This window comes from Nautilia sp. (assembly GCF_053994455.1).
This window is the reverse complement of the sequence record NZ_JBMYAU010000016.1, coordinates 1-11,106: the sequence shown is the minus strand read 5'-3', so window position 1 is coordinate 11,106 and position 11,106 is coordinate 1. Positions and strand designations below refer to the sequence as shown.

Genomic DNA, 11,106 nt, shown 5'->3' with positions numbered 1-11,106 from the left:
GTGATTGTAAGCAACGGGGGAGTGAGTTTTTCTAAGGGTGCCTTTATAGCGTTTTTGGCGGCAGTAAGTTACGGCGCGCTCGGGTTTTTTTCCAAAATAGCCACATTACACCACAGGGCCGCCGCGGTGACTGCCTGGCAGATTTTGATATCTATGTTTATAACGGCTCCTTTTTTGTTTTTGAGCGAGTGGCATTTAAGCATTCAGGGAATGGTAATCGCATTTGTTACGGGTGCCGTTCACACGGCGCTCGCACTTTTTTTATGGTATGACGCGCTGAATTACATAAAGGTTTCGGTTGCATCCGTTTTGCAGTATCTTGATATAGTGTTCGCAATGCTTTTGGCTTTTTTGTTTTTAGGGCAGGTTCCGGGGGTTAATCAGATAACGGGGGCTTTTTTAATAACCGCGGCCGGTGTTTTAAGTACTTTTAAAGAAATAAAAGGTTAAATATATTTGACAATTTAAAAGTTTTGCTATAATTAATCGTAAATTAACTTAAGGAGAGAGAAATGCTTAAGAAAATCTCGGCGATGCTTGTAACGGCCGGAGCCCTGCTTGCATCAACCATGACGCTCGATATGAACTGTGTTTACGGACCTAACAATTTCCACACCAAAGGTGCCGAAACTTTTGCTAAGTTAGTTGAAAAATATTCGAAAGGTACGATAAAGATTAAAGTACACGCAGGTAACGCGCTTGTTAAGGGCAACCCTTTAAAAGCGGTAAAAAACGGTGTTGTTCCTATCAGCGATATGTTTTTGCCGTTTACTTCGGGCGGGGGTAAAGTGTTCGGTATTTCCGCGCTTCCGTTTATTGCAAAATCATATGATGATGCATACAGACTCTATCAGCTTTCAAAACCGGCATATCAGAAAGTATGCAGAAAATGGAACCAGAAACTTCTTTATGCGGTAAGTTGGCCTCCGAGCGGTCTTTATACAAAGTGGGCGGTTAAAAGCCTTAAAGATTTCAAAGGCATAAAAGCCAGAACGTATGATAAAAATTCCGCCAGATTCATTCAGCTTGCGGGCGGCAGTGCGGTTGCGCTTCCTTGGGCGGAGGTGTATTCCGCTCTGAGAACCGGGCTTGTAAACGCCGTCGTTACTTCTTCCGTTTCAGGAAAAGACGGAAAATTCTGGGAGGTTTTGGACTATTTTACAAAAATAAACTACGCATATCCCCTTCAGGGTGTAAGTATTAACCTTGATTACTGGAACGCAATGACCCCGGCTCAGAAAAAAGCCGTAATGAGGGCGGCGAAAGAAACTGAGGCGATTCAGTGGAAAGTTTCTAAAGAGGAAGACGCAAAAGCCCTGAAAACACTTCAGGCCCACGGTATGAAAGTGCAGGAAGCCACACCGACGCTTAAAAAAGAGCTTGACGGTATTGCGGATAAAATGCTAAACGATTACCTTAAAGACGCACCAAGAGACGTAAAAGAGATCTTTAAAAAATACAGACAATGAAAAAGATAGTCGAATTTTTTGAAAGGCTCTCGGATCTTGGGGCTTTTTTCTCTTCCGTAGCCTTTATACTGTTAACGGGGCTTATACTTGTGGAAATATTTTCACGTGCGCTTTTTAACCATTCCACAATGATTGCGGATGAGTACAGCGGTTATTTTTATCTGGCTTATGTGTTTTTGGGACTCGGATACACCTTTAAAGAAAACGGCCATATAAGAATAACCATTATCTATTCCAAAATGCCGAAACGAATAAGAAAAATTATGGATTTTTTTGCGGGAAGCATCGCTTTGGCGGTGGTCGGGTTTGTGTTTTACCGCTCGATTCTTCTGTGCTGGGAATCATACAGTTACGATATGTTAAGCGAGGGTGTGAGCGAAACCCCTTTATATCTTACTCAGATACCGATGGTTGTAGGGCTTTTTATTTTTATGCTTTCAATAATAGGATTTTTGATAAAGGTTGTAAATGATAAGTGATCCGCTCTTGTTAACGGCGGTTCTCGTCGTTGTAATGTTTTTCTTTTTGTTAGCGGGGGTGTGGATAGCCGTTTCTTTGATTGTGACCGGAATAGTCGGAATGCTGGTTTTCAAGCTGAATCTTCCCCCCGTAATCAGCATTTGGGATAAAATAGGCTCTCTTCTTGCAAGTTCTATGTACGATACGCTTAACTCCTGGTCTTTGGCGGCGCTTCCGATGTTTATTTTTATGGGGGAGCTGCTGTTTAGAAGCGATATATCAACCAAGCTTTTTAACGGGCTTATTCCCTGGTTTAATAAAATTCCCGGAAAACTTCTTCACATAAACGTGGCGGCTTCTTCACTTTTTGCCGCCGTTTCGGGCTCGTCCGCCGCCACTACGGCCACTGTCGGAAAAATTACCCTTGAAGAGCTAAAAAAAAGAGGATATGACAAAAAACTTGCAATCGGCTCGCTTGCCGGAAGCGGGACGCTCGGGTTTTTGATACCCCCGAGTTTAATTATGATCATTTACGGTGTTTTGGCCGACGTTTCCATAGGTAAGCTGTTTATCGGAGGTATTTTGCCGGGGCTGCTGCTTGCGAGTGCGTATTCGGCGTATATTATAATTATTTCGAAAATAAGAAAAAACGTAACCCCGAAAGCCGAAAAAGAGTATACATGGGGCGACAGGATAAGGGCGGTTAAGGAGCTGATACCCGTGTTTTTGCTTGTGGCGCTGGTGCTCGGAAGCATATACGCGGGCTTTGCGACACCGACCGAGGCCGCGGCTTTAGGAGTGCTCGGCAGTATCATACTGTCCGTTTATTTTAAAACGCTTTCGTGGGACGTGTTTAAAACCTCAATGCTTAATTCCGTAAAAACAACGGTTATGATAAGTTTTATAATCGCCGCAGCCGGGTTCCTCTCGCAGGTGGTGGAATATCTCGGAATTGCAAGGGCGGTTAGCGAATGGATTGCTTCTATGCATTTAAGCCCTTATATGCTGATATTCGTTATCGGTATTATGTATATAATACTCGGAATGATACTTGACGGGATTTCCATTGTGGTAATGACGCTGCCGATTGTACTTCCGATTATAATCCATGCGGGGTTTGATCCGCTGTGGTTCGGGATCTTTCTGGTGCTTATGGTGGAGCTTTCGCAGATTACTCCGCCTGTCGGGTTTTCACTTTTTGTAATACAGGGGATTTCGGGTGAAAAAATAGACTATATTCTTAAAGCGACGTTTCCTTTTTTTGTTATAATGATTTTAATAGTTGTCGTTTTGACACTGTTTCCCGAAATTGCACTATATCTGCCAAGGACGATGATAAAATGATTAGGTTAAACGCTGATTTGGGGGAGAGTTTCGGAAATTACAGACTCGGAAGCGACGAAAAAATTATGCCTCTTATCGATATGGCCAATATCGCCTGCGGGTTTCACGCCGGGGATCCTCTCATAATGGACAAAACCGTGCTTTTGGCCAAACAAAACGGTGTGGAAATAGGGGCGCATCCGGGATATCCGGATCTTTTGGGGTTCGGAAGAAGAAGTATGAAGTGCAGCGGATTGGAGATAGAGGATTATATTGTTTATCAGGCGGGCGCATTAAGCGCATTTTGCAAAAAACACAAAACGGAGGTAAAGTACATAAAGCCCCACGGAGCCCTTTACAACGATATGATGAGGGACGAGGGGGTGTTCAGGGCTGTACTTAACGCCGCAAGCGTGCTGAATCTTCCCGTTATGGTTCTCAGCAGCACTAAAAACAATGAATATGAAAAAATTGCGGGAGAGTTCGGAGTTAAACTCATTTACGAAGTGTTTGCGGACAGAAACTATACGGATGAAGGGTTTTTGGTGCCAAGAAGCAGACAAAACGCCGTAATCAGTGACAAAAATGAAATTCTTGAGAGGATTTTGATGTTTAAAGAGGGGTATGTTTTAAGCGAAAATAAAAAGGTTTTAAATCTTAAGGCGGACAGTATCTGCGTACACGGAGACAATGAAAAGGCGCTTGAAATTATAAAAGCCGTAAGAGAAGTTTTATGAACTTCAGGGTTGCCGGGGTAGATTCTTTAATAATTGAATTCGGCGATGTTATTTCTCCGAAAATCCACAGGCTTGTTATGAAAAATTATGAAATATTAAAGCCTCATTTTTTGGAAGTAACCCCCTCATATACGACCATTTTGGTTAAATACGGAATCGACAGGACGTATGAGGATGCGCTTGAGGGTATAAAAAGCATGCTTGCGGAAAATGTGGATGAAACTGACGAAACGGCGGAAATTGTCACGATACCGGCATTTTACGACGAAAGTGTGGGGTATGATTTAAAAAGGGTGGCGGAGTATCACAAAATAAGCGTTAAAGAAGTGATAAAAATACATTCTTCAAAAATATACGACGTGTACGCAATCGGGTTTTTACCGGGCTTTGCGTATATGGGGGTTGTGGATATCCCCACTCCCCGTATTCCCCCGAGAAACGAAGTGGCGAAAGGCTCTGTGGGAATTGCCGGCGCACAGACGGGCGTTTATCCGATGAAAAGCCCGGGAGGCTGGAATATAATAGCAAGAACGTACAAAGAGATGTTCGGTGAAAAGATTGACGGGTTTTCGCTTCTGAAGGTAGGGCAGAAAGTTAAATTCGAGCCCGTTACCAAATCCGAATTTATAAATAGAGGCGGCGAACTTGATTAGGGTGATAAAAAGCGGTTTTTTAAGCACGTTTCAGGATATGGGAAGGGCCGGATATACCGACATAGGCCTCACTCACAGCGGAGCTATGGACGAATTTTCCTACCTTTTGGCAAACGCACTTTTGGGGGATAAGGAAAAGGCGTGTGTGGAGATTACTTTCGGCAATTTCGAATTTGAGGCGATGGGGAGCTTTTCGGCGGCTGTGTGCGGAATTGAGGGGGAAGTGGAAATCAATTCACAAAAATATAAAATAAACAGAACCTTTAAATTCAAAAAAGGGGACATTGTAAAAATCAAGCCTTTAAAAAAGGGCAATTTCGTATATCTGTGCGTGAAAAACGGTTTTGACGCCCCTAAAAAATACGGAAGCTGCAGTGTCAGTATAAGGGAAAAGATTTTAGGCCCTGTTAAAGGCGGGAATGTTTTAAAACTCAGAAATCCCGAAACCGTTCCGAACAGATATGCGGAAATTTCCCTTGACGTGCCTGAGGTTTTGGAACTCAGGATTGTGTTCGGTCATCAAAAAGAGCTTTTCGACACGGCCGGATTTTTAAACAAAGATTATGAGCTTAAATCGATAAACCGTCAGGGTGCGGTTTTAAAAGGCGAGGTTAAACCTGAAAAAGGAGATATCATCTCCGAAGGCATAAGTTTCGGAACCGTTCAGGTCCCTGCGAGCGGTGATCCTATTGTACTTTTGAAAGAACATCAGACAATAGGGGGATACCCTAAAATCGGAAACGTTTTGCCGCTTGACTGTTTCAGGCTCGCTCAGTTTAGAAACGGGAAAATCAGATTTAAAGAAATTTCACTTGAAAATGCGAAAAAAGAGATGATAGAGTTTTATTCGTTTTTTAAAAAGCTGAGATTTTCATTTGTGGAGATGTACCACTAAAAAACGGGTACGTAAGTCTCCTGCTTGGGAGGCGGCGACTGAGTCGTGAAAAGCTCTTTGTGTCCGTTTATTTGATAGTAATGAACGCCTTTTGGAACTTTGAATTTTCTTATAAGCTCGGGGTGTATCTGAAGCAGGTTTTTGTAAAAATAGGCAAACGCCGGAGCCGACACCCTTCCGCCAGACATTTTTTTTCCGAGCGAACTCGAATCGTCGTTTCCGAACCATATAAGCGTTTCGCTGTTTGGCGTAAACCCGCAAAACCATGCATCCCTGAAATCGTTTGTCGTCCCCGTTTTACCGGCTATTTCGATACCCTTTACCCTTGCGTTTCTACCCGTACCTTTTTTTACGACGTCCTGGAGTATGTTTACTATCAAGTACGCCTGATAATCGGGTTCTATGTATTCGTGTTTGGGTTCGGTGGTGATTGTTACGGATTCTAACGGAATCGTTATTTTTTTTATAATGTGGACTTTGCTTTTTATTCCGTAATTGCTGAATATGGTATAAAGCTCGCTGAATTTCCACATACTCTCACCCACGCTTCCGAGGGCTATGCTGAGATTGTTGGGGAGTTTGTCGAATCCTAAATTGTACATTTCCTTAAGTACCGTGTCAAGCCCCATTGATAAAACTAAATTGATAGTCGCTAAGTTTCTTGAATGAACGAGAGCTTCGCGGAGAGTAATGAGACCGAGAGTGTTTTTTTCGTAGTTTTTAGGCTTCCAGTATTTGTCCTCTTCGGGCGTGTCGCTGGGTATTTTAAACGTTCTGCTTATATCCGCTATTTTGCTTGCGGGGTTGTATCCGATATTCAGGGCAATCTGGTATATGAAAGGTTTGATGGCGCTACCCACACTTCTTCTTGACTGAACGGCACGGTTGAATTTGCTTTTTTCGTAATCGGCTCCTCCAACTATTGCCAATACCTCACCGGTTTGGGGGTTTATGTTTATCATAGCCCCGTTAAGCTGAGATTCGTTTAAATCAGGATTTAATTTAAGCACCCTTTCTTTATTCCATTTAATCGTTTTTTGTGCAAGAATCTGGGTAGGAAGATCGATTGTCAGATAAATATCGTATCCCCTTGTAAAAAGATCTTTATATTTAAAATAAAGTTTCATAATTGCCGTATCTACTGCGTAAGGGGCTTTGTTTTCAATCATTTTATTATAAACTACGGGATGTTCCATAATGGCTTTTTTGTATTCCGAAGGTGAAATCCATCCGAGCAGGTACATCCTTTTTATAATCCTGTCCGCCCTTTTGATGTTCAGGTCATAGTTTTTTGCCGGATCGTACAGCGATGGGCCTTTAGGAAGCGCGATTAACATCGCTATTTCTTTCAGACTCAAATCTTTCAGGTTTTTGTGAAAGTATCCGAAAGCCGCGGTGGCAATCCCGTAATATCCGTGGCCGAAGTAAATCTGATTTAAATATCTTTCAAGTATTTCCTCTTTTGTAAGAAAATGTTCCACTTTCATGGAAATTATCATTTCTTTTAATTTTCTCTCGATTGTTTTTTTACGGTTCAGATATATATTTCTTACCAGCTGTTGGGTTATGGTGGAGGCGCCTTCGACTTTTTTCCCCGCTTTTATGTCTTTAACCAAAGCTCTTAGGATTGCGTTAAAATTTATTCCTTCGTGTTCGAAAAAGGAGGTGTCTTCCGTGGCAATCAGAGTTTCTATCACACGGCCGGGAATATCATCATATTTTACGTAAAATCTGTTTTGATCTTTATATTTAACCGCTATTAATTTTCCGTTTCTGTCGTAGAACTTTGCGCTTAACGGGGGATGGTAATATATTATTTTTTCACTGGCAAATCTCGTGGAGTTGTAAAGATATGCAAAATAACCCAAAACCCCCGCCGTTATCAAAAAAGAAAATATTAAAAATACCGCCAGAATCTTTTTGAACAAATTATTCCTTTAAAAAATCGATTGTCCGTATAATTATATCAATTTCGACACCTGCTCGTCCAATTATTCTAAATATGGGGAATTTTACCGTCGGAGGCCTGATGGCCCCAATAAGTATGTTGCGGTTTAAAAGTTCTTTTTGCTTTAAAAGGAGTGCTTTATTGTCTTTTGCGGGCAGAATTTTAATTAGTGAATCTGAATTTAAGATTAATTTTCTCTTATTTATCTCTTTTTTATAAAAATTTCCGTTTTTTTCAATCTCTTCAAGGGCGTAATATGCCAAAAGCGCGTCCACAGGGCTCAGAGCCGTAGTGTAAATTATGCTTTTCGCCCTGTTTAAAAGATATGAAACAGTCTCTTCGTTAGCGAGAATATACGCTCCGTAGCTTCCCAGCGCCTTTCCGAGAGTGCCCATTTTTATCGTTTTTTGGGGATCAAGTCCGTATTCGTCCGTAACACCCATTAAACTCTCACCCAAAACGCCCACGCTGTGGGCTTCGTCTATTATAAGCATTCCGATTTCCCGGGCGTAATCGGTTATCGGTTTTTCGACTTTGTCGCCCTCCATTGAATATATGCCTTCAACGACGGTAAATACACGTTTAAAGTTTTTATAATCTTTTGATTTTTTCTGTAAATCGATTATGTCGTTATGTCTGAAAAACCTCACTTCCGCCTGGGTTAGTCTGCTGCCGATAATTCCGCTTGCGTGGTACTCTTCGTCCACCAAAAAAAGATCCCCCCTTCTTCCGAGTTCAAACAGAGCCATATTCGCCAGAAATCCGCTGCCGAGCACCAAAGCCTCTTCAAAGCCGTTTAAGGTTTTTAATTTCTCTTCAAGCAGTCTGTGCGCCGGGTGGTAGCCGTTTACGAGCATAGAGGCTTTTGCCCCGTGTGAGCCGTACTCCATTGCGTGTGAAAAGGCTTTTTGCCGTATTTTTTTGTTTTCCGAAAGTCCTAAGTAGTCGTTGCTTGCCAAATCTACAATATTACCGGGGTATGTTTTTCTTTCTCGCAGTCTGTTTTTTTTCTTTAAAATTTCGAGTTCTTTTTTATACATTATTGTTTTGGGACCTTTTTTGTTAAAATTTTATCAAAAAAGGTCTTTTATGGATATAAGAAAGAAGTTTTTGGAATTTTTTGAAAGCAAGGGGCACAGGGTTTACCCTTCGGCTCCCCTTGTGCCCGATGATCCGACGCTTTTGTTTACAAATGCGGGTATGGTTCCTTTTAAACCGATATTTACCGGTGAAAAACCGGCTCCCACACCCCCGAGGGCGTGTTCGTCACAGCTTTGTATGAGAGCCGGGGGAAAACACAACGACCTTGAAAACGTGGGATATACCAACAGACACCATACGCTTTTTGAAATGCTCGGGAACTTTTCTTTCGGTGATTATTTTAAAGAAGACGCTATAGCTTACGCGTGGGAATTCGTAACCGAAGTGCTTGAACTTCCAAAAGACAGACTCTGGATTACGATTCATGAAAGTGACGACGAAGCGGGTAAAATCTGGGAAAAATACGTCCCTAAAGAGAGAATCGTAAAAATGGGGGATAAAGACAACTTCTGGCAGATGGGTGACACGGGGCCATGCGGACCGTGCAGTGAGATACATTTCGACCAGGGCGCGGATAAATTCAGTTCCCCTGAAGATTATTTAGGAGGAGACGGGGACAGATTCCTTGAGATATGGAACCTCGTGTTTATGCAGTATAATCGCGATGAAAGCGGAAAACTCACCCCTCTTCCGAAACCGAGTATCGATACGGGAATGGGGCTTGAAAGGATTACGGCTATAAAAGAAGGTGTAACAAGCAATTACGACAGCTCGATTTTCAGACCTTTACTTAAAAAAATAGTCGAAATTACGGGTAGAGAATACCATACTGATAAAAGGGGCGCAAGCCACAGGGTAATTGCCGACCATATCAGGGCTGTGACTTTCCTGACGGCTCAGGGGGTGCAGTTTGGCAGGGAAGGCAGAGGATACGTTCTTAGAAGAATTTTAAGAAGGGGTGTAAGACACGGGTATCTTCTCGGGATGAGAGAGCCTTTTATGTACAGAATAGTGGATACGTTAGCCGAGCAGATGGGGGAACAGTATCCGTATCTGATAGAAAAAAAAGAAGCGGTTAAAGACACCATAAAACTTGAAGAAGAGAGATTTTTCGAAACAATTGACAAGGGAATGCAGCTTTTCGAAGAAGAGCTTAAAAAAACGGCCGGTGATACGTTCAGCGGCGAGGTTGCGTTTAAACTTTACGACACGTACGGCTTCCCTCTTGATTTAACTCAGGATATGTTAAGGGAAGTAAACAAACAGGTTGATATGAAAACGTTTAATACGCTTATGCAGGAGCAAAAAGACAGAGCCCGCGCTAACTGGAAAGGAAGCGGGGACGTTAAGATTAATTTAAAAGATCTTGAAAAAGTGGAAAACAACAAATTCGTAGGATACGAGCATACAGAGTATAAAACCAAAATAAAAGCCCTTTTTGATGAAAATATGAATATGGTTGATTCGCTTAACGGCAGCGGATGGGTAATGCTGGAAGTTACTCCTTTTTACGCCGAGAGCGGAGGACAGGTAGGGGACAAAGGTGTTTTACAATGGAAAATGGAAAATGGAGAATGGAGAATTGTTGCTAAGGTTGTGGATACCAAAAAATTCGATGATAAAAACTTAAGCAGAGTCGTTGAAGCAGAGCTTAAAACCGGTGATGAGGTGGAGGCCGTTGTGGATGAGAGCAGAAGCGAAATTGCCAAAAACCACACTGCTACGCACCTTCTGCATGCGGCTCTTAGAAAAGTTTTAGGCGAGCATGTAACGCAGGCGGGCTCTTTGGTTGAAGCCAACAGACTCAGATTCGACTTCACGCATCCGAAAGCGCTTAGTAAAGAAGAGCTTGATAGTATAGAGGAGATGGTAAACAGGGTGATTGCCAAATCGATTCCTGCCGAAGTTAAGGAAATGAGTATCGACGAAGCAAAAAAAATGGGTGCAATGGCGCTTTTCGGTGAAAAATACGGGGATGTCGTAAGGGTTGTGAAATTCGGCGATTTCAGTGTGGAGCTTTGCGGAGGAACGCACGTAAACAACACGGCCGAGGTTAACAGCTTTTATATCGTTAAAGAAAGCGGTGTGAGTGCCGGGGTTAGAAGAATCGAAGCCGTTGCGGGATTCGGTGCGTACAGATACGCCAAAGGATTCAGGGATCTTGTGGAAGAGATTAAAACTGAAAACAAAGCAAAAGATCTAAAAGCGTTTGTCGAAAAACAAAAAGAGGAAATCAAAAAACTAAAAACCGAAATAAAAGATCTTGAAAAAGCGGCCGTTAAAGAAATTAAACCTGTAAACAAAGACGGAATCAACTACATAATCGAAAGAATAGACAACGCTAACCTTAGAGAAATCGCAACGGACCTTAAAGGCAGATTTGATAATCTCGTAGTGTTTTTAGCCGGTGAAAACAAAGGTAAGGTTACGCTTGTAGCCGTTTCTACGGTTGATGGTGTTAAAGCCGGGGATCTGATTAAAAACTACGCCCCAATAGTGGGTGGAAAAGGAGGAGGAAAACCGGATTTCGCCCAAGGCGGAGGTAAAGATGTTAATAAAATAGATGAAATGATTCAAAAAG

The 11,106-nt window shown here is 42.3% G+C and carries 10 protein-coding genes; 8 read left to right on the top strand and 2 right to left on the bottom strand.

Features of this window, described 5'->3' with window-relative positions; translation table 11 throughout:
• From ACXJIE_RS00875 to ACXJIE_RS00845, 7 genes are all read left to right on the top strand, one after another.
• A partial coding sequence (locus ACXJIE_RS00875; RefSeq protein ID WP_456479094.1) for a DMT family transporter occupies positions 1 to 450 on the top strand: 450 nt, incomplete at its 5' end.
• A 62-nt stretch (positions 451 to 512) separates the two neighbouring features.
• Entirely contained in the window at positions 513 to 1,469 is a 957-nt protein-coding gene (locus ACXJIE_RS00870) for a TRAP transporter substrate-binding protein (protein ID WP_456479093.1), read from the top strand.
• Entirely contained in the window at positions 1,466 to 1,948 is a 483-nt protein-coding gene (locus ACXJIE_RS00865) for a TRAP transporter small permease subunit (RefSeq protein WP_456479092.1), read from the top strand. Before ACXJIE_RS00870 ends, ACXJIE_RS00865 begins: the two co-directional genes overlap by 4 nt.
• Positions 1,938 to 3,272, top strand: a complete 1,335-nt coding sequence (locus ACXJIE_RS00860; RefSeq protein WP_456479091.1) for a TRAP transporter large permease — start codon at positions 1,938 to 1,940, stop codon at positions 3,270 to 3,272. Before ACXJIE_RS00865 ends, ACXJIE_RS00860 begins: the two co-directional genes overlap by 11 nt.
• A complete protein-coding gene (locus tag ACXJIE_RS00855) occupies positions 3,269 to 3,988 on the top strand; it encodes a 5-oxoprolinase subunit PxpA (RefSeq protein WP_456479090.1) in 720 nt (239 codons plus the stop codon). Before ACXJIE_RS00860 ends, ACXJIE_RS00855 begins: the two co-directional genes overlap by 4 nt.
• Entirely contained in the window at positions 3,985 to 4,641 is a 657-nt protein-coding gene (gene pxpB / locus ACXJIE_RS00850) for a 5-oxoprolinase subunit PxpB (RefSeq protein WP_456479089.1), read from the top strand. Before ACXJIE_RS00855 ends, pxpB begins: the two co-directional genes overlap by 4 nt.
• A 1-nt stretch (position 4,642) precedes the next feature.
• Positions 4,643 to 5,536 (top strand): 5-oxoprolinase subunit C family protein, encoded by an 894-nt coding sequence (locus ACXJIE_RS00845; protein WP_456479095.1) that lies wholly within the window; start codon positions 4,643 to 4,645, stop codon positions 5,534 to 5,536.
• Here ACXJIE_RS00845 and ACXJIE_RS00840 read toward each other — a convergent pair.
• Positions 5,533 to 7,464: a transglycosylase domain-containing protein gene (locus tag ACXJIE_RS00840; RefSeq protein WP_456479088.1), complete on the bottom strand. Its 1,932-nt coding sequence runs from the start codon at positions 7,462 to 7,464 to the stop codon at positions 5,533 to 5,535. The genes ACXJIE_RS00845 and ACXJIE_RS00840 overlap by 4 nt on opposite strands.
• A gap of 1 nt (position 7,465) precedes the next feature.
• A complete protein-coding gene (locus ACXJIE_RS00835; protein WP_456479087.1) occupies positions 7,466 to 8,524 on the bottom strand; it encodes an aminotransferase class I/II-fold pyridoxal phosphate-dependent enzyme in 1,059 nt (352 codons plus the stop codon).
• A gap of 49 nt (positions 8,525 to 8,573) precedes the next feature.
• On the opposite strand from ACXJIE_RS00835, the gene alaS reads away from it, so the two are divergent.
• On the top strand, positions 8,574 to 11,106 hold a 2,533-nt coding region (gene alaS / locus ACXJIE_RS00830), incomplete at its 3' end, for an alanine--tRNA ligase (RefSeq protein ID WP_456479086.1).

Excerpts from the sequence above, each read along its gene's own strand:
- pxpB (WP_456479089.1), top strand. The coding sequence starts at position 3,985 with ATGAACTTCAGGGTTGCCGGGGTAGATTCTTTAATAATTGAATTCGGC.
- ACXJIE_RS00835 (WP_456479087.1), bottom strand. The coding sequence starts at position 8,524 with ATGTATAAAAAAGAACTCGAAATTTTAAAGAAAAAAAACAGACTGCGA.
- ACXJIE_RS00860 (WP_456479091.1), top strand. The coding sequence starts at position 1,938 with ATGATAAGTGATCCGCTCTTGTTAACGGCGGTTCTCGTCGTTGTAATG.
- ACXJIE_RS00855 (WP_456479090.1), top strand. The coding sequence starts at position 3,269 with ATGATTAGGTTAAACGCTGATTTGGGGGAGAGTTTCGGAAATTACAGA.
- ACXJIE_RS00870 (WP_456479093.1), top strand. The coding sequence starts at position 513 with ATGCTTAAGAAAATCTCGGCGATGCTTGTAACGGCCGGAGCCCTGCTT.
- ACXJIE_RS00865 (WP_456479092.1), top strand. The coding sequence starts at position 1,466 with ATGAAAAAGATAGTCGAATTTTTTGAAAGGCTCTCGGATCTTGGGGCT.